This window comes from Kluyvera sp. STS39-E, from assembly GCF_040932435.1.
Lineage (GTDB): Bacteria > Pseudomonadota > Gammaproteobacteria > Enterobacterales > Enterobacteriaceae > Kluyvera.
Window position 1 is genome coordinate 338148 of the sequence record NZ_JBFQGA010000005.1, and the last position, 17202, is coordinate 355349.

General features: G+C 52.6%; 21 protein-coding genes. 6 read left to right on the forward strand and 15 right to left on the reverse strand.

The annotated features are described in order from the left end of the window. Positions 1-1329, reverse strand: coding sequence for a flagellar filament capping protein FliD (gene fliD, locus AB4K05_RS13275; protein ID WP_368480428.1), 1329 nt, complete (start codon positions 1327-1329; stop codon positions 1-3). 203 nt (positions 1330-1532) lie between these two features. After that, complete coding sequence (locus AB4K05_RS13280) at positions 1533-2459, reverse strand: flagellin (protein WP_368480429.1); 927 nt, start codon at positions 2457-2459, stop codon at positions 1533-1535. 89 nt (positions 2460-2548) lie between these two features. Between AB4K05_RS13280 and AB4K05_RS13285 the strand changes: the two genes are divergently transcribed. From AB4K05_RS13285 to AB4K05_RS13295, 3 genes are all read left to right on the forward strand, one after another. Beyond that, positions 2549-2815 carry a hypothetical protein gene (locus tag AB4K05_RS13285; protein ID WP_368480430.1) on the forward strand — a complete coding sequence of 89 codons (267 nt, stop codon included), beginning with the start codon at positions 2549-2551 and terminating at the stop codon, positions 2813-2815. 608 nt (positions 2816-3423) lie between these two features. Further along, entirely contained in the window at positions 3424-4350 is a 927-nt protein-coding gene (locus tag AB4K05_RS13290; RefSeq protein WP_368480431.1) for a transcriptional regulator, read from the forward strand. Next, a complete protein-coding gene (locus tag AB4K05_RS13295) occupies positions 4322-4792 on the forward strand; it encodes a hypothetical protein (protein ID WP_368480432.1) in 471 nt (156 codons plus the stop codon). Before AB4K05_RS13290 ends, AB4K05_RS13295 begins: the two co-directional genes overlap by 29 nt. Positions 4793-4829: 37 nt before the next feature. Here AB4K05_RS13295 and AB4K05_RS13300 read toward each other — a convergent pair whose 3' ends face one another. The 12 genes from AB4K05_RS13300 to flgB are packed head-to-tail and all read right to left on the reverse strand — an operon-like array spanning position 4830 to position 14591. Beyond that, a complete protein-coding gene (locus AB4K05_RS13300) occupies positions 4830-5837 on the reverse strand; it encodes a hypothetical protein (RefSeq protein ID WP_368480433.1) in 1008 nt (335 codons plus the stop codon). Positions 5838-5843: 6 nt separating this feature from the next. Further along, positions 5844-6761: a flagellar hook-associated protein FlgL gene (gene flgL / locus AB4K05_RS13305; RefSeq protein WP_368480434.1), complete on the reverse strand. Its 918-nt coding sequence runs from the start codon at positions 6759-6761 to the stop codon at positions 5844-5846. A 22-nt stretch (positions 6762-6783) separates the two neighbouring features. Continuing rightward, positions 6784-8151 carry a flagellar hook-associated protein FlgK gene (flgK, locus tag AB4K05_RS13310; RefSeq protein ID WP_368480435.1) on the reverse strand — a complete coding sequence of 456 codons (1368 nt, stop codon included), beginning with the start codon at positions 8149-8151 and terminating at the stop codon, positions 6784-6786. Next, a complete protein-coding gene (locus AB4K05_RS13315; RefSeq protein WP_368480436.1) occupies positions 8138-8545 on the reverse strand; it encodes a rod-binding protein in 408 nt (135 codons plus the stop codon). The genes flgK and AB4K05_RS13315 overlap by 14 nt, the downstream gene beginning before the upstream one ends. Further along, the gene (locus tag AB4K05_RS13320) at positions 8545-9636 is read right to left on the reverse strand and encodes a flagellar basal body P-ring protein FlgI (RefSeq protein ID WP_368480569.1); all 1092 of its coding nucleotides are present in this window, start codon (positions 9634-9636) and stop codon (positions 8545-8547) included. Before AB4K05_RS13320 ends, AB4K05_RS13315 begins: the two co-directional genes overlap by 1 nt. 11 nt (positions 9637-9647) lie before the next feature. Then, on the reverse strand, positions 9648-10313 hold the full coding sequence (flgH, locus tag AB4K05_RS13325; RefSeq protein ID WP_368480437.1) for a flagellar basal body L-ring protein FlgH: 666 nt from the start codon (positions 10311-10313) through the stop codon (positions 9648-9650). 24 nt (positions 10314-10337) lie between these two features. After that, positions 10338-11123 (reverse strand): flagellar basal-body rod protein FlgG, encoded by a 786-nt coding sequence (gene flgG, locus AB4K05_RS13330; protein ID WP_368480438.1) that lies wholly within the window; start codon positions 11121-11123, stop codon positions 10338-10340. Between the two features lie 21 nt (positions 11124-11144). Next, positions 11145-11876 (reverse strand): flagellar basal body rod protein FlgF, encoded by a 732-nt coding sequence (locus AB4K05_RS13335; protein WP_368480439.1) that lies wholly within the window; start codon positions 11874-11876, stop codon positions 11145-11147. A gap of 3 nt (positions 11877-11879) precedes the next feature. Then, positions 11880-13070 carry a flagellar hook protein FlgE gene (gene flgE, locus AB4K05_RS13340; RefSeq protein WP_368480440.1) on the reverse strand — a complete coding sequence of 397 codons (1191 nt, stop codon included), beginning with the start codon at positions 13068-13070 and terminating at the stop codon, positions 11880-11882. 36 nt (positions 13071-13106) lie between these two features. Further along, the gene (gene flgD, locus AB4K05_RS13345) at positions 13107-13781 is read right to left on the reverse strand and encodes a flagellar hook assembly protein FlgD (protein ID WP_368480441.1); all 675 of its coding nucleotides are present in this window, start codon (positions 13779-13781) and stop codon (positions 13107-13109) included. 2 nt (positions 13782-13783) lie between these two features. Beyond that, a complete protein-coding gene (gene flgC / locus AB4K05_RS13350; RefSeq protein WP_368480442.1) occupies positions 13784-14209 on the reverse strand; it encodes a flagellar basal body rod protein FlgC in 426 nt (141 codons plus the stop codon). 22 nt (positions 14210-14231) lie between these two features. Further along, positions 14232-14591, reverse strand: a complete 360-nt coding sequence (gene flgB, locus AB4K05_RS13355) for a flagellar basal body rod protein FlgB (protein WP_052285047.1) — start codon at positions 14589-14591, stop codon at positions 14232-14234. A gap of 77 nt (positions 14592-14668) precedes the next feature. On the opposite strand from flgB, the gene flgA reads away from it, so the two are divergent. The 3 genes from flgA to flgN all read left to right on the forward strand — a co-directional run bounded on the left by flgA (position 14669) and on the right by flgN (position 16305). Continuing rightward, positions 14669-15460, forward strand: coding sequence for a flagellar basal body P-ring formation chaperone FlgA (gene flgA, locus AB4K05_RS13360; RefSeq protein ID WP_368480443.1), 792 nt, complete (start codon positions 14669-14671; stop codon positions 15458-15460). Between the two features lie 131 nt (positions 15461-15591). Further along, complete coding sequence (gene flgM / locus AB4K05_RS13365) at positions 15592-15864, forward strand: flagellar biosynthesis anti-sigma factor FlgM (protein ID WP_368480444.1); 273 nt, start codon at positions 15592-15594, stop codon at positions 15862-15864. A gap of 3 nt (positions 15865-15867) precedes the next feature. Next, entirely contained in the window at positions 15868-16305 is a 438-nt protein-coding gene (gene flgN / locus AB4K05_RS13370) for a flagellar export chaperone FlgN (RefSeq protein WP_368480445.1), read from the forward strand. A gap of 169 nt (positions 16306-16474) precedes the next feature. On the opposite strand, the gene AB4K05_RS13375 is transcribed toward flgN, so the two are convergent. Continuing rightward, positions 16475-17137, reverse strand: coding sequence for a class I SAM-dependent methyltransferase (locus tag AB4K05_RS13375; RefSeq protein ID WP_368480446.1), 663 nt, complete (start codon positions 17135-17137; stop codon positions 16475-16477). Between the last annotated feature and the right edge of the window lie 65 nt (positions 17138-17202).

The window sequence follows — 17202 nt, forward strand, 5'->3', positions numbered from 1 at the left end:
TTAACTAAACATACTCATGGTGTTGTTCATCTGCGTCATCAGTGACTGAAGCTGCGTAAACTGCTTGAGATAGCGGTTGTACGAGGACTCATAACGCGTATTCATTTTTTCGGTTTTGGTATCAATATCGGTTTGCTGACGGTCGAGCGTTTCCTGACGGCCTTTCAGTAAGCCGCTGCTAGTACTGAGGTATTTATCTAGGGATTTATCCATCGACTTGATCAGGCCGTCGTTGCCGTTAAAGAACTGGGCAACGGTTTGGGGATCGTTTTTTAGCTGTTTTTCGAGGACTTCAGAGTCAATGCTGAGCTTGCCGTCTTTATCGGCAGTAATGCCGAATTTGGTCATGTTCTGCTCACCGAAGGTGCCGCGCAGCAGGTTGCTCAGCTCGCTGCTCAACGCTGAAATACTGGCATCGCCGGCAAATGCGCCGCGCGTATCGGTGCTGCTACCCGTCTTCGTCAGACCAGAAACCGTTTCACGCAGCGTGTTATAGGCATCGATGAAAGTCTGGATCTGGGTTTGGGTTTCCGTGGTGTCAGTGTCAACACTGATAATCAGCGGCTTCTTATCCTCAGTGAGGCCAGTCAGCTTGATCGACACGCCGTCTACTAGGCTGTCTAGGGTATTGGAACTGCTGTAATACTCCTTGGTGGAATCACCAAGGGTAAAAATGGCATCTTTGCCAGCAGTCACCGTTTCCTGATTATCAAAGATCGTCTGATCGCTGGTCATACCGCTGGTATCAAGCTGGATGTCGTATTTCGCGCCGCTTTGGTCGCTGTTCATAATCAAAGAAACTTTGCCATCAATGCGCATCAATGAAGCGGTGATGCCGTTTTGACCGGTCGTCGCCGTTGATGAATTTGATGCGCTCGGGAAGTCCGTTTTGTTAATCGCTTCGGCAAAATCAGCAAGGCTTTTCAGGCCGTCCATTTCAATTTCAATACTTTCGCCGTTGAGATCGATCTTCAGCGTGCCGGTGGCATTTTTAATCGCGTCATCATCGAGGTCTTCAAAGCTTTTTTGCTGAGCGGTTGCCAGCTGCTTAACGTTGAGGCTGTAGGTCCCTTTCTTCGCGCTGGCGTTTGCGGTTACGGTCGCAATGCCTTCCATATTCATAGTGGCCGAGTTTTTCAACACGCTGGCGGTGGTTGAGTTCAGGCCCTTAATCGAGGTGCGGAACGAAGTCAGCGCGCCACGCAGGGCATCCAATGCCTTAGTCTGAGCCTCAAGATTTTTGGTTTGTTTTGCGATCGAGGTTTGCAGCGCAATGATGTCATAGCCAGCCAACTGGGTGGCCAGTGATGATGGGTCGAAATCAGACATAATGGGTTCTCCAGGCACGCACGCCACGATCGATATGCAATGGATTTAGCAACTATCGTGCCAAGTTTTAATTTATTGATTTAAAATGAATTAATTAATGGTGGGAATCGCTATTTCCGCTTTTTCCGGCAAGGGGAAGGGGAAAGCCGGATACAAAAACACCGCCATACAGCGGTGTTTTTTTCCTACCAATCCGGGATGGATTAGCCCAGCAGGGACATCACCATGCTGGACATGCTGTTGGACTGCTTCAGCATGGACATGCTGGTCTGCGCCAGCAGCTGGTTACGGGACATGGTAGAGGCTTCAGTCGCGTAATCCGCATCCTGGATGTTGCTCAGGGCCAGGTCGGTGTTGTCTTTCATGTTGGCCAGGTTAGAGGCAGTGTGGCCCAGACGGTTGATGTTAGCGCCCAGGGTAGAACGCACGCCGCCAACGCTATCCAGCGTAGCCTGCAGGTTATCCATCAGAGCCTTCGCGCCTTCAGCGGTAGTGATCTCGATGTTGGTACCGTTCATGTAACCACCGCTCGCGCCTGGCAGCGCTGCGCCGGAAGCATTGCTCACGCCGTTGAATTCACCGGTAGAGGAAATCAACGCGCCGGAAGCCGTAGTGCCGCCTTTCAGGGAAGCAGACAGATCAATCTTCATCGTTTCGTCGGTGCTGGAGCCAATCTGGAAGCTCAGTTCCTTAGCAAATTTGCTGTCGGTACCGGTGAACAGCTTATCACCCGCGTAAGAGGTGTTTTTCATGATGTTGCTTAATTCGCTGTTCAACTCGTTCAGCTCGGAGTCGATAGCTTTACGGTCTTTATCAGTGTTGGTGTCGTTCGCAGACTGCGATGCGAGGTCTTTCATGCGGTACATGATGTTGCTCACTTCATCGAACGCGCCTTCCGCGGTCTGCAGCAGTGCGGTCGCATCGGAGATGTTACGCTGTGCAACGGTCATGCCGTTGGTCTGGCCCTGAAGACGGGTCGCAATCTGCAGACCAGCCGCATCGTCAGCCGCAGAGTTGATGCGCTTACCGGTGCCCAGGCGTTCCATCGCGGTGGACAGCAGGTTGTTGGATTTGTTCATCGCATTGGTGGATGCCATGGAAGCGGCGTTGGTGAAGATAGAAAGAGACATAAATGATTCCTTATTTCGTCTGGTTATTCGGTTGTTGTAATAATTCAAGACGACACGGCAGGAACAAAGATTAAATCACGGAGTGTTAAATGATGGACATTTTGCCAAAAAACAACATCAAGCAATTGATTTTAAACAATTTAAAAATCACAAAAAAAATCACCATTATCCATTTTGTTGCGTCCCTACCGCGGTATCGTTGCGCAACAGGCCACAATAGAGATGAAATAGTGGGTGCCCATCAATGCACCGGCCTCCCCCAAAATGCACTCACGGCTCTGGCTGGATGTGAACGCACGGTATCGCGATATCTCTCTTATATCTGCCAGCGCCCCACGATGAATGCCAGTTTTTAAACATTTTTTTATTCTGCTTTTATTTAATTATGTTTATTTTCCAGAGGGATATCCGATAAATATTGCTAATTTAATCAGAGTACGCCTAATTCATATCTCGTATTATTGTGCTAGTCAGCACAACCTGTTTTATAACGACAAAAATAAACAAAAATTAAATCTAATTTTTAATTATTTTTAACGCTGCGCATTAATAATACTGCTAGGCAATTAGATCACAGCAACAACACATTATATTCACGCATTGATCACTTAGTTAACATAAGTTTTATTTAACTATTGTTATTAACTTCGCCGTTAAATAGTGTCTACTCTCCCACCACTATGGTTAAAAAGTCTGTTGCACATCACACTTTTATCGCGTAAAAAGAGCACAGGAAAAAATTATTCCTTCCCGTTGAGGCGTATTACAGACGAAAAGATTTCCGTTGTAACGGTAACCTGACATCTCATCCGGAAGTATATAACGTCCATCTGTACTCTCCCGCAGGCACGCGGCATTCATTAAGAATTCTAAATGGAGTTAACACTCAATCAGATAATCTCTGAGGACGTTGAGTATCTACTGATTGTCACCATATTTTTGGGGTGGTTGAATCCATACATAAATGAATAAACGCTACTGTTCTGTAAACAACTGGTTGGTTGATGTTGCGTCTGGTTCGATTCTCCATTTAACGACCGGCGAGCGCAAAAGGCTCGGGGAATACCAGCTAAAACTTCTCGATATCCTGGTTCAGGATGCCGGAAAAATCTTCACACGTGAAGAACTCACCAACCTCGTCTGGGAACGCCGAGTTATCGGTAATAACAGCCTGCCCAACGCTATCCATGCGTTGCGTACTGCGCTGGAAGACGACGGTAAGAACCAACGCATCATTAAAACCATCCCGCGTAAGGGCTATCTGCTGGAAGTGGAATACTGCTGCGTGGTGGAAAAGGACGAAGATGAAGTCAGCGATGCGGAAAACAGCATCGCGATAGCGGAAGAAGACGCTGCCGAGGCGTTTTTTTCCGACCCAAAAGACGTTGAACCCGCGATACCCGAAAGCCACAGCAATGTACCCATCGTGGCGACGGCAAAACCGCGACGTGGGCTCTACCTTCGCTTTGGATTAATCCTGCTACTTGCTATTTGCACCACGTTTATCGCCAGTTGGTACCTGTTTAGCGGGTTGAATGAACGTCAGGTCGTGCGGGAAATCCAGCCTGGGATCTACAGTAACATCAACCTCTATTCGGTTGAGACTTCCGGCGATCCTATTTATATGTCGGCCAATCTCTACAGCAAGTTGAAGGATTCGCTGTATACGCTAAACCAGCAGATCAAAGTGAAATCCGTGGCGATGCACGTCTACTTTCACAGCAGCAATTCATCACTGAACTACAGCTTTATGCTGACTAATAAGTGCGATGAAAAGCAGCTGTCCATGTCTATCGATCACTGGCGTATTGATACCGTACAACTGAACAACCTGATACTGCGTGAGACCCGGAGGAAGCTCAATGAAATGGCAACCTGCAAAGCAAGTTAAGCTGCTGATTGTACTGGGCGTCGTATTGGCGGGGCTTGGCGCGCTGGCTTATAAACTCTATGCCGCGAACGCCACATCGCCTCGAGGGTCTGTGGAGGGAGGCTTCCAGATGGGCTTCTACGACCTGATGTCGCAGCAAAAAGAGATTTACAACGTCCACCTGCAAACCACGCGGGGGATGATAATGACGGTGATCACCAACCCCAATGACAATCGTTTTATGCTGAAAGGGAAATTTACCCCGACGCAGAAAAAGCATGGGCGGATTTACTTTAATCTCACGCCTATCTACTACAGTTCGGAGCAAAAAGGGCTGATGATCGATGGGCTTGTCGATCAGTTAATGTATTCTAACTACTGGATGGAGCCGATCTCATTTGACAATCAGTCGCTGGTTGTCGGCCAAAACGGTGCCATTTTTCTCTATCCCATGCACAACTAATGGGTCACCGGAGCCAGCCGCGCTCCGGTTCAAACGCTTACCCCAGCAAATTTTTTACCGTCGCCAGCCGCACATTCGCCTGCGCGCCTAGGGCCTGCGACAGTGAGCTGAACTGATTGCCGCTCTCCCCCAGTGCCGCGCCTAAACCACGCGAAGTTTCCAGCGCCTGCTTTGGACTGTACACCGTCGACATATCGTTAATGCGGGAGGTGACGCGATCCTGCTTTTGCCGCAGTTGGCTGCGCTGGGTGGTGATATGTTCAAGGGCATTATGCAGCTTCACCATGCTGTCGCGTTCTCGGCGACCTGATAGCGTGAGCATTTCGTCGCTGCTGGCGTTTTCGGCCTGTGGAGCCAGTAGGGTAAACGCATCCGCCGGGAAGTTATTCCCTTCGCCGCGCACGGTGAGCTGTCCGCTAACGCGTTCCCACCGGCTCTCATCCACGCTGAACATCAGCTGGCCGCCGCCGGTTTGGTTCGCGTGGATACCCAAGCGCCCCAAACCAACATTCAGTTTGAGCAGCGTCTGACGCGGTGTAGCCTCTTGCGGCAGCGCAATAGCCACCATCTCCCGCTGGCGACCGCCGAGCGAGAAGACCAACGTTTCTCCCCCCGGCTGGCTCAGCAATTTCTCGCTGCCCGGTAGGGTAAAATTCACCGTGCTTTTCTGGCCCAGTGACACCGTCAAATGACGATCAACCGTGCCGCCAGAAAGCTGCGTACGCTGGGCCAGGTGTTTTTGCAGCGCGTTGACCTGCGCACCCGCATCGCCCCCACGTGAAGCCGATTGGCGCAGTTGCAGAAGCTGAGTTTCCGTTTTAGCTAGGTAGCTATCGGCCTGCTGAACAGCGGTAAGCTGCTGGTTCAACTGAACGTTGTAGCGCATTGGGCGGCGAGAAAGGAGCGCCGCTTCCGGGAACGCATTACGGGTGGAAACGGCCTCAGGCGTATGAGTGCGCCCGACGCTTTGCGGCGCACCAATCGTTCCGCGCCCGGTCGCCGGGGCGGAAGTCGTTAGAGATGCTGTTTTTAAACCAACTTGCATAATGGATTACAACATACTGAAGAGGTTGAGCTGACTGATCATGCTGTAGGACTTATTGGTGATTTGCATGGAGGTCATGTACAGCTGCAGGTTAATCGTCGTGGTCGCCGGGTCAGCCGCATTCAGATCGGTTTCAACCAACGCATTCGACAGGCTCACATCGGTATGCGCATCGTCTATCAGCGTCAAACGGTTCTGGCGACCACCGAGATCGGTGAACAACGCACCCAAGTTATCGCTGGTGTTTTGCGTGGTGTCGATCATCGCGCTCAGCTCATCCTTGTAGTCGGCATAATCCACGTTCGGATCCTGCATCTTATCGCTCAATGCTTTGAGCTTGTTGAGCATCTCAAGATCGTTGCCAGAACCCGAGAACGCGCCCGATACGTTAGAGTTTTCGGGAATGGAAACACCGTTGGCGACGATGGTTTCACGGGTGTTGTTGTTGCCACCAAACACGTACTGACCGGTGCTTTCATCAAATGTCACCGTTTCACTGTTGGTCTGGGTGCCAGAAAACAGATAGCTGCCATTTTCATTTTTGCTGTTCATGGTCGCGACCAGTGAATCCAGCATCGACGCCAACTCTTCGCCGTAACCGGCCTGATCTTTCTGGCTCAACGTGCTGTTATTCGCTAGCTTCAGCTTGTCGCTGACGGACAGCACTTGGTTGCTCAGCGCGGTAATATGCGACTCCTGCACCGACAGCGCGCCAGAGAGGCCGGTAATGTTGCTTTGATACTGCTTGATAGCCGCCTGCTCGCGGCCTAGCTGCACGAGGCGGCTTGCGGCCACCGGATCGTCAGAGGGCACGTTGACGCGCTTTTGCGTCGACAGCTGTTCCATCAGTTTCGCGACACGGGTTCCGTTGGTGCCTAGCTGCGCCAACATGGCATTTGAATTGTAAAGGCTGCTCACTCGCATAGATTAATATCCCTAATCACGCTTAGAAAATGCTAAGAAGATCGTTGAAAATCTGATTACCCGCAGCAATCACTTTCATATTCGAGGTGTAGGCTTGCATATAGATTTGCAGGTTAATCGCCTCTTCATCCTGGTTGACTGCGCTCAGGTTATCGCGCTGGTTCTGCGCCTGTTCGCTCACAGCCGCCGCCGCTTCCATTTCCGTTAGGCTCTGCTTGCTGGCAATACCGATAGTCGAGATTATCGCCGCCGCGCCTTCGTTCAGGCTCATGTTGCCAAGACCTGGAATATCCGTTTTCTGGTTTTTCAGCTCAATCAGCGCTTTGAGGTTGTCACCGTTACCCGGCTCGGTCTTCGAGCCTGACAGCGCCAGTTCTTCCGGGGAGAGGTCGTTAACCTGCAGCATGCCTGCCGGATTAGATAAATCGAAGTTGAATAGCGGCTTACCATTATCGCCGTTCAGGTCATAGCCTTTTGCCAGCTGATCGTTGAACAGATTTGCCACGGCTTCCGCCATCCCCTGTACCGAGTCGCTCATCTGTTTCAGCGTCCCGGTTTCATAATCGTACAGCGCGCCCAGTTGCCCACCCGCCGACGGATTCAGCGAAAATTCACTGGTTGAGAACTTCAGACTCAGCGTCGTATTACCGTTGCTGTCCGTGCCCGCGCTCAGTTGCCCGGCTGTTTTACCGCTCACCAGCGGCTGACCGTTGCTCATCGAAACGGTGTAGCCGCTACTGTCATCCGTCACTTTGACATCCGCCATCGAGCTCAGCTGCTTAACCAGCTCATCGCGCTGATCGCGCAGCACGCTGGCGTTGCCGCCGGTGGCTTCCATCTCAACGATTTTCTTGTTGTAGTCCGCGATACCGCCGCTCAGGGTATTTATCTGAGAGACCATCGCTCCGCGCTGGGTGGTGATGGACTCTTTTTGGCTGGAGATAAAATCATTCATGCTGTTGAAGCGGGTCGCCAACGATTTGGCCTGGTTCAACATCTGCTGACGCATGGCCTGTGATTCGGGCTGCTGCGTCAGGGCGCTCATCGCGCTAACAAAATCATCAAGGCCGGTGCCCAGGCTGCTCGTGTCGGTGCCAATTACCTTCTCCAGCGAGCTGATGTACTGGTTGCCCATGCTGTAATAGTTGGTCTTGGTGTTGGTCTGCCAAACTTGGTTCACCAGATACTGACTGGAAATACGGCGGATACTGTCAACGCGTACGCCGCTGCCGGGAGAAATTCCCGCTTCGCCCATCGGGCCAATCGCACTTTGAACGATACCCTGACGGCTGTAGCCAGACGTCAGGTAGTTGGCGGTATTCATCGACGTCACGTTCATGCCCATCTGGGCTGCCTGCAGACCACTGAAGGCAATATTAATCATACTCATGGCTTACTCCTGCCCTGCGGCTAACGGGGACGACGGGCGTTTTAAGTTCTTGCGGTTGTCCCTGTATAGCGGCCGCATCCGCTTCATTCTTAAGTGGCGTCGCGATTTGCGGTGAAAGCTGATTGATGATCATTTGGGCAATGCCGGTGCTGCGCTGAGAAGCCAGTTCGGACGCCATCTTGTCATCATAGAAATCACGCATCATGCGCTGCTGCTTGCTGTTAAACGGGTTATCTTCGCCCAACACATCAGCGGCTTTACGCATCTGTGAAAGCATGGAACGCAGCATCAGCGCCTCAAACTGCTCGGCGGCCTGTTCAAGGTTCTGCGCTTTGACCTGCCCGGTCATATCGCCGGGCAGAATAGCGGTTTGTCGATTAATCGCGTCTAGCATTACATCACCACCAATTCGGCATCGAGGGCACCGGCTTCGTGCAGCGCCTGCAAAATAGCCATCGTGTCATCCGGCGAAGCGCCTAGGCTGTTCAGGGTATTCACGATGCTGCGCAGGCTCGTTCCGGCGGCAATCGTCACCATCTGACCGCGGCCACGGTTAACGCTGACGTCGCTCTCCGGCGTCACCACCGTCTGGCCCTGACCGAAGGCGTTCGGCTGGCTGACGTTTGCGGACTCACGAATGGTGACGGTCAGGTTGCCGTGGGAAACCGCAGCGGCACGCACAATCACGCCGTCGCCGATAACCACCGTTCCGGTGCGGGCGTTAAACACCACCCGTGGCGCTTGCTTCGCAGCATTCACTTGGACATCTTCCAGCGCCGACATAAACGCCACGCGAGCACCGGCCCCCATCGGGGCACGCACCGCCACGTTGGTCGCACTCTGCGCGGTTGCCGTACCTGCACCAAATGCACTGTTCAGCGCAAGCGCCACGCTATTGGCCGTTTTAAAACTTGGCCGTTTGATGTTCAGCATCACCACCGGTTCTTGCTGGAAATCGCTGGCAATTTCACGTTCCACCGAACCACCGTTTGGCACACGCCCAACCGTCGGCGTGTTAATGGTCACGCTAGAGCCGCTGTTGCCTTCAGCTTTCACCCCGCCGACGACCACGTTGCCCTGCGCCAGCGCGTAAACCTCACCGTCGGCCCCGCGCAGCTGAGTTAATAGCAGCGTACCGCCGCGCAGGCTCTTGGCATCACCAATCGAGGAGACGGTCACATCAATGCTCTGCCCGAGCGAGTAGCCCGGCGGCAGCGTGGCACTAATCGCAACGGCTGCCACGTTCTTCACCTTCGGGTCAATTTTTGCCGGCAGTTGGACACCAAACTGGCGCAGCATATTGGTGACCGATTGGCTGGTGAACTTAACCTGATTTTTATCCCCGGTGCCGTCCAGACCGACCACCAGGCTGTAGCCGATAAGCTGGTTTCCACGAACCCCCTGAATATCCACCACATCGCGCAGCGGTTGCGCCGCCGCCACGGTGCTGCAAAGGCACAACAGCAACAAAATACGTTTAAACATCATGGCCTCCGTCAGATTGGGAACAGTGGATGGTTGAAGAAGCGCACCAGCCAGCCTGCGGCGTTCGCATCACTGAGCGCACCGCGTCCGGCGTAAGAAATACGGGCGTTAGCAATGCGCTGCGAGGAAACAGAGTTATCGCGTTCGATATCGTCAGCTCGCACAAGCCCGGTGACGCGCATATATTCGTCCCCCTGATTGAGGGTCAGCCACTTCTCGCCGCGGATCGCCAGCACGCCGTTGGGCAGCACTTTGTAAACGGCCACGGTAATGGCCCCACGCAGGCTGTTTTGCTGCTGCGATGTGGCGCTGCCGTTGAAGTTACGGCTGCCGTCAACCGATCCCGACAGCTTATCGACCGAATGGCCAAAGGCCTCCGGGATGCCCATCGAGACATCATTTTTCTTGCCGAAGTTGGTCCGCGCCTGCTTGCTTGCCTGAGTAGACTCATCGAGCTTCACGGTCAGAATGTCACCAATGCGATACGCACGGCGGTCTTGAATCAGCGACCAGTTATAGCCGCTGTTGTAGACGCCGCCGCCGCGCACTTTGGTATCCGGCATAGCGAAATCTTCCGGCGGCGCGTACGCTGCATCGTCCTTTTGCACCAGCAGTGCCGGGCTTTCACAGCCCGACAGTGCCAGCATCAGCAAACCTACTGCTACCTGCTTTTTCATCTCTTTCACTTCACTGCTCGGCCATTACATCGACTGCGTGACAAACTTCAGCATGTCGTCTGCGGCAGACACCATTTTGGCGTTCATTTCATAGGCACGTTGAACGGTGATCATGTCGACCATCTCTTCAACAACCTGCACGTTAGAGCCTTCCAACGACCCCTGTTCCAACTGACCAAACGCTTCTTCACCCGGTACGCCTTCTACCGCTTCACCGCTCGCCGCCGTTTCGAGATACAGGTTGCCGCCAATCGCTTCCAAACCGGCCGGATTGACGAAGTTCACCAGCGTCAGCTGTCCCAGTTCGACCGCATCAGTCTCCCCGGCGACGGTGGCGGTGATGGTGCCGTCTTTGCCGATTTGGATATCTTTGACGTTATCCGGCAGCTCGATTTGCGGGATAAGCGGCAGGCCCTGCGCGTTGGTCAGCACGCCTTCCGGCGTTTTCTGCAAATTGCCTGCGCGGGTATAGGCGATATCGCCCGTGGCGGTTTCGACCTGGAAAAAGCCCTGCCCGGAGATCGCCACATCCAGGCTCTGCCCGGTGTTTTGAATGCTCCCAACGGTGAACTCTTTTTGGGTGCCAACAATTTTGACGCCGGTTCCGTACTGAATACCGGTTGGCGAGACGTTGTTCTGATCAAGCTGGCCGCCGGGCGTCCGCTGATTCTGATAGAACAGATCGGCGAACATGGCGCGATCGCGTTTAAAACTAGTGGTGTTGACGTTCGCCAGGTTGTTGGAAATGGCGGTCATTTTGGCGTCCTGCGCCGCTAACCCAGTTTTGCTGATCCATAAAGCGGGATTCATCTGTGTTCCTTAATCGTTTTATCAGGAGCCGCGCATCAGGCGGTTACCGGCGGAGGCAAGGTCTTCCGCCGCCTTCATCATTTTGATCTGCGCTTCGAACTGGCGGTTTAATGCAATGCTGGAAACCATCTCATTGATGGCCGACACATTGGCCGACTCGAGATGCCCGGCAGCCACCGTGACATCTTCATCACGCGGATTGACCACAGCGTTGGTGACCAGGTAGCCCGCTTCGTTTTTGCTCAGCTCACTAGCGGGGATATTCACCAGCTTCACGCGGTCAACGTCCATCGGCGCGGCAATATCACCGTCATCAGGGACGATGGTGATAACACCATCCTCGCCAATCGCCACGGAGGAGAAAGGCGGCAGAACGATCGGGCCGTTATCACCTTCCAGCGGCAGACCATTTACCGACAGCTCACCGTCGGCGCTAACGTCAATCTGCCCGTTGCGGGTGTAGACCTCGCGGTTACCGCTACGCAGCGTAATCAGGCCATCGCCCTTAACCGCGATATCAAGGTCACGTCCGGTTTCCCGCACCGCGCCCTGGGCCATATTCACCGCACCCTGCGTTGGCTGAGCCAGGTAACGGGAGGCATAGCCTTCCCCGTTGACCTGCTGGGTTAGTGCGTTATCGAGATCGCTGCGAAACCCCTCGGTGTTGACGTTCGCCAAGTTGTTGGCATGGATCTCCTGCTGTGACAGGCTCCGCGATGCGCCGCTAACGGCGGTAAAGATGAGACGGTCCATTAATTACGCAGCCTGGAACAGCGCGTTCATCATGCTATCGTTGGTACTGATAACTTTGGTGTTCGCCTGGTAGTTACGCTGGGCGGTCATCAGGCCCACCAGCTCGGAGGTCAGATCGACGTTCGATGACTCCAGCGCCCCGGAAACGATAGAGCCCAGCAGGCCAGAACCCGGCGCGCCGGTCAGTGGGGTACCAGAGCTGGCGGTCTGCGCCCAAGTGGTGCCGTCTTGTGATTGCAGCCCATTAGGGTTGGTGAAGTTCGCTAGCACCAGCTGGCCCTGCAACAGACGTTCACCGTTAGAGAAGGTGGCGTAAACGCTGCCGTCTTCATCGATGGCCTGGCCGGTACGTTCGCCGGAAGCGTAACCATCACCTTTGTTTTTGCTCACCGAGAATTCAGAACCGTACTGGGTGGTGCCGTTGTAGGTCAGGTCGATAGTCATGGCATCGGCGCCAGGGATAGCAGCGTTCAGCGACACCGAACCGGTTGGCGCGGTGAGGATACCTTGGGTGTTGAAGGTTAGAGCCTGAGTCGAGCCTGGCACTTCCGCATCATCCATGTAGTAGTGCACTTCCCAGCTGTTATCGCCGGTTTTGACAAAGTATTGGTTTAGCGTGTGTTCGCGGCCCAGTGAGTCATAGATCTGGGTGGTGTAAGAGTTGTTGTAAGACGTATTGTCTTTCGGATCGAACGGTGAGGTTGCCGGAGTTTCTGCACGCGCATCCAGGTTAGCCGTAAAGTCGATGCTCTCGGTGGCTTTTGCCGGAATGGAGCCGCTGCTAATGCTCAGGTTGCCAATGCTGCCCACCTGCAGCGTTCCGTTGGCATCCACCGGATAGCCCTGCAGATACATGCCCTGATCGTTGACCAGATTACCGTTGCTGTCGGTACCGAAGTAGCCTGCACGCGTATAGGCGGTGGTGCCCGCGCTATCGCGAACCATAAAGAAGCCGTTACCGTTAATCGCCAAGTCCAGCGCGGTACCGGTGGAAGTGATGCTTCCCCCTTTGGTAATACTCTGCGTCACGCCGGTCACGCCCACGCCCAGCGGCTGGCTTTCGGCGTACAGCGCAGAGAATTGCGCGCGGCCAGATTTAAAACCCACGGTGCCGGAGTTGGCAATGTTGTTGGAGATAGCGTTCAGCTGTTCGGTAACGGCGTTCAGACCGGAAGTTGCAATACTAAAACTCATAAATCATTCCTGTTAAATTTTTATGCCTGATTCACTTCAAGCTTTATTTTTCGAGCCAGAGCCAAACTGGGTAATGTTGTTGTAGGCAATTTCGCCAAGGCCGCTGATGTTCAACACGGTGGAGCTGCCATCCAACGGAATACGCACGTTGTTGACCACGCCGCCGATTTCAATCGGCACGTTCTCTTCGCCGGTATCGGTGACGACGCTCAGGGTATATTTACCTTCGCTAAGGCCCATTTCTTCCGGGTCGATAGTGAAGTCAACCTGTCCCGCTTCCTGCTTGCCCAGCTCAATCTTGTGCTCAACGCCCGCAGAATCTTTCACGATGACCGTCACCACGTTAGCGGCGTGATCCAACGTCACGCGACCATCCAGCGAGGTTTCCCCATCGCTGTTAATGGTGTCGGTTTGCACCATGACGTGCTGCCCCACCAGATTGCCGGTGGTCAGCGTTTGCAGGTTGTCCATCAGCACGGAGCTATTTGCCATCAGCTGCGACATGGTTTCCATCGACTGCACCTGAGTCAGCTGCGCCAACTGGCTCACGTATTCCGTACCGTCGGTAGGGTTCAGCGGATCTTGGTTTTGGATCTGCGCCACCAACAGCTGCATAAACATTGTGTTCATACCTGAAGCCGTACTGTTGCTCGCGATGCCGCTAACTGAGCTACCGTTACGGCTGTCGTTATACGAATTGTCTACGTTCATGCTTATGCTTCTCCAAGTCGCAGCAGGCTCTGCTGCATGCTTTTAACGCTGTTGAGGACTTCCACGTTGGTTTCAAAACCACGTGATGCCGACATCATGTCGGCCATCTCTTCCACCACATTCACATCCGGGTAGTAGACGTAGCCATCATCGCCCGCCATCGGGTTGTTGGGTTCATAGCGCTGCACCGCTTCACCGGTTTCGACGACATCCATGACCTGAACGCGTGCGCCGGTCAGGGCACGGTCATTCATCAACTCATCGTTTTTATAAACCGCTGCGAATACCGGGCGACGGGCTTTATAGGTGCCGGTTTCAGTCGCGGAAGCGGTTTCCGCGTTAGCGAGGTTGCTGGCGATGGTGTTAAGACGAACGGTTTGCGCCGTCATCGCCGACCCTGAAACGCGGTAGATATCTGAAAAAGCCATATTCCGTGGTTACCTACGTCGATTACTTGCCTTCAATGGCCTGCTTCAGACCAGTGAATTTCATGTTTAAAAATGCCAGGCTCATCTGATAGTCCTGGGTGTTTTTCGCAAACTCGGCCTGTTCAACGTTCAACGAAACGGTGTTGCCGTCCGAGGAAGGTTGGTAAGGCACGCGATACATTTCTTCCGGTGCCGATGGCATCGCTCCCATTGAAAAACTCGAACGTGAACGTTGCATCTCGGAGGCAAAATCAATATCTTTAGCCTGGAAGTTGGGGGTATCTACGTTCGCCAAGTTCGCTGAAAGCAACTCTGCTCGGGAAAGTCGAAGTGCTACAGCCTGTGGATGAACGCCCAATGCTTTGTCAAAAGTAATACTCACAATTCACACCCTCGTGATGCTAAACCTGCATGATCTGCGATTTCTTATAGCAACATTCATGCCAAGGTTTTAATTACATGATTAATAACAATTTTGTGTCTTTTATTCGCGTCAGGGTGAAACGGTATTTCCGCTTTTTTATCGGCCTTTTCCTGCTCGTGTTATGCGCAACACCACCGGCATCCGCCAATGCCATCAATCCCGCCAGCGCACGTAAACAAATCTATGTTGCGGTTCAGCTTCACGCGGCAGACATCATCCGCCAGGAAGCCAAGCGCCGTCAGTGGCCTGACTACCAAGCGAAGATGAACTTATTTATTCCTTCCGAAGCGTCGCAATATGCCCCCTGCCAGCGGGAGCTTGCCGTGACGATCCCCGGCGGCGACCGTCTTGATGTCAACCGGCTGCGCTTTGATGTGCGCTGCGAAGCGACAAACGGCTGGGATATTTCCGTGACCGTCAAACCGGATATCTATTTGCCGGTCATCGTCGCCAGCAACACGCTCGAACGCGGGCAGGTGATTTCCGCCAACAGCGTCACGGTCAAAAAAATCAATATCAGCAGCATCCGGGGCGACTACATCACCCAACCAGACGAAGTGATTGGCATGACGGTAAAACGCCGCATCCGCGACAGGCAGCCGATTATGACCAACCAGCTCGACTCCCCAACGCTGGTCGACCGCGGGCAGCGGGTACTGATGATTGCTGAACAAAACGGCGTCGAAGCGCGCACGATGGGTGAAGCCATGAAGAAGGGCCGTAAAGGCGAGATAATTAAAGTGAAGAATGAGAGCAGCGGACGCATTGTGAGCGCTATCGTCGCCGATACCGGCGTGGTGAAAATGGTGTATGCCAGTGGTCAGTAAAAATCTTTCATCACCGTTTAAGTTGCCCGTATCTCTGGCCGCTCTTTACTGACAAGAGCATAGGAAGTCGGTCTTCCGCATGGCACGGTTCATACGCCACCACAACAAAATATGAGAACGAGGGCGAAGCGATGAAAGTAGCAGCAACACAGTACAACCTGACTACCGCGATTAATAAAGCCAGCAGCGCGGAGCAAACCCGCACCGTGGCACAGGAAGGTACCAGCGTGACGCGCAGCGCCGCCATCGATCCGGTTCTGGGCAATGCGCAGACCCAGCTAAGCATGTTGCCAGAAGTCGATATGGCACGCGTGGCCGAAATGAAAGACGCGATCGCCAGTGGCAAAATCGCCGTAAACATAGATTCGCTAACTGACGCGATGCAGAAGTATTTTCAGAGGTAATATATGACTAACGCCGCACAGCGCGTTAAAACCCTAATTCAGGATATGGCTGAAGATCGTAAGCACTACCATACCCTGGCTACGCTACTCGAAAAACAGCGCCATCACATTGTCGCCCGCGATGCGGCGGCGCTGGACGCCCTCAACGTGCAGCTAATGGCACTGTATCAGCAGTTGTCCCAAAGCAGCCAGCAGCGCTACCAAATTCTCAGTCAGTTGGGTATCGACGCCGATACTGAAGGCATGAAAACGCTTATCGCCCGCCTGCCAGACGCCCATCGACCTTCTATTTCCGCCCTGTGGCAAGGACTCCAGCAGCAGGCCGCAAATTGCCAAACCGCCAATGAATATAATGGCGCGCTGCTCAGCATGCAGCAGGATATTTTGAGCAATGTGCTTAACAGCAGTGAGCCGGAGAATTGGCTGTATCAGCAGGGGTAGTCTCTCTATCCGGCAACCCAATGCCGGATATGGATTCATCTTGTTGATTCTTTTATAAAAATATATATTTTTATGATTTATCATAGCTGATGCCCAGCTCTCTCGTATGAAAACATTTTTCATAGACTGGGCTATCACATCAATTTCATTAAATAAGGGCCATAAACTTTTACATTATTTTCCTGATCGCAAAACTTCTGTTTTCAATCGTTTCCGCGGTGATAAAAATCAACTCCCAATCAAAGGTCGCGCAGAACTGATGGACAGCCTCAATAACACCATAGCGATACCATTTTATAAAATTCCCCATATTATAATCGTGGCCAGTAATAATCCCACCAGCTTTTAGCTTTGGTGCATAAAGGCAAAGTTCACGAATCGTTGTCTCATAGGAATGATCGGTGTCGATATATATCCAGTCTAATGACCGATCGGCAAATTCACCTGCCATATCAATAGAGAGTCCCCTTTTAATTTCAAGCTTGTCACAATCAATTTCCTGGTGAAACCTATCGACAACCTGATTAAAAAGGCCATCATGGTAGCGTTCAGAGTGCCATGCATCAACTAAATAGAGCTTGCTTGGTGTACAAACATTGAGTATCTGTTCGCTAAAATCACCCTTATCAACCCCTATTTCTGCAACAATTGCATCTTTAGGTAAATTACCAAGTAACGCTTTCCGATCGAGCAAGATTTGACAATTCGCGATATTTTTTTGTTCTAATTTCATTTTTGGAATTGTTTGCTCATATTGCGACTTCTGTTGCTGAGCCATTGCCATATATTGCTCAACTATATTATTGATTAACTTTTGATTATCAGTAATCAAGATTCTCGCTCCTTTTTTTAGCGCAATTACACAGCACCAATGATGATTGAATAATTTTCATAATC

Excerpts from the sequence above, each read along its gene's own strand:
- fliD (WP_368480428.1), bottom strand. The coding sequence starts at position 1,329 with ATGTCTGATTTCGACCCATCATCACTGGCCACCCAGTTGGCTGGCTAT.
- AB4K05_RS13280 (WP_368480429.1), bottom strand. The coding sequence starts at position 2,459 with ATGTCTCTTTCTATCTTCACCAACGCCGCTTCCATGGCATCCACCAAT.
- AB4K05_RS13285 (WP_368480430.1), top strand. The coding sequence starts at position 2,549 with ATGATGGACATTTTGCCAAAAAACAACATCAAGCAATTGATTTTAAAC.
- AB4K05_RS13290 (WP_368480431.1), top strand. The coding sequence starts at position 3,424 with ATGAATAAACGCTACTGTTCTGTAAACAACTGGTTGGTTGATGTTGCG.
- AB4K05_RS13295 (WP_368480432.1), top strand. The coding sequence starts at position 4,322 with ATGAAATGGCAACCTGCAAAGCAAGTTAAGCTGCTGATTGTACTGGGC.
- AB4K05_RS13300 (WP_368480433.1), bottom strand. The coding sequence starts at position 5,837 with ATGCAAGTTGGTTTAAAAACAGCATCTCTAACGACTTCCGCCCCGGCG.
- flgL (WP_368480434.1), bottom strand. The coding sequence starts at position 6,761 with ATGCGAGTGAGCAGCCTTTACAATTCAAATGCCATGTTGGCGCAGCTA.
- flgK (WP_368480435.1), bottom strand. The coding sequence starts at position 8,151 with ATGAGTATGATTAATATTGCCTTCAGTGGTCTGCAGGCAGCCCAGATG.
- AB4K05_RS13315 (WP_368480436.1), bottom strand. The coding sequence starts at position 8,545 with ATGCTAGACGCGATTAATCGACAAACCGCTATTCTGCCCGGCGATATG.
- AB4K05_RS13320 (WP_368480569.1), bottom strand. The coding sequence starts at position 9,636 with ATGTTTAAACGTATTTTGTTGCTGTTGTGCCTTTGCAGCACCGTGGCG.
- flgH (WP_368480437.1), bottom strand. The coding sequence starts at position 10,313 with ATGAAAAAGCAGGTAGCAGTAGGTTTGCTGATGCTGGCACTGTCGGGC.
- flgG (WP_368480438.1), bottom strand. The coding sequence starts at position 11,123 with ATGAATCCCGCTTTATGGATCAGCAAAACTGGGTTAGCGGCGCAGGAC.
- AB4K05_RS13335 (WP_368480439.1), bottom strand. The coding sequence starts at position 11,876 with ATGGACCGTCTCATCTTTACCGCCGTTAGCGGCGCATCGCGGAGCCTG.
- flgE (WP_368480440.1), bottom strand. The coding sequence starts at position 13,070 with ATGAGTTTTAGTATTGCAACTTCCGGTCTGAACGCCGTTACCGAACAG.
- flgD (WP_368480441.1), bottom strand. The coding sequence starts at position 13,781 with ATGAACGTAGACAATTCGTATAACGACAGCCGTAACGGTAGCTCAGTT.
- flgC (WP_368480442.1), bottom strand. The coding sequence starts at position 14,209 with ATGGCTTTTTCAGATATCTACCGCGTTTCAGGGTCGGCGATGACGGCG.
- flgA (WP_368480443.1), top strand. The coding sequence starts at position 14,669 with ATGATTAATAACAATTTTGTGTCTTTTATTCGCGTCAGGGTGAAACGG.
- flgM (WP_368480444.1), top strand. The coding sequence starts at position 15,592 with ATGAAAGTAGCAGCAACACAGTACAACCTGACTACCGCGATTAATAAA.
- flgN (WP_368480445.1), top strand. The coding sequence starts at position 15,868 with ATGACTAACGCCGCACAGCGCGTTAAAACCCTAATTCAGGATATGGCT.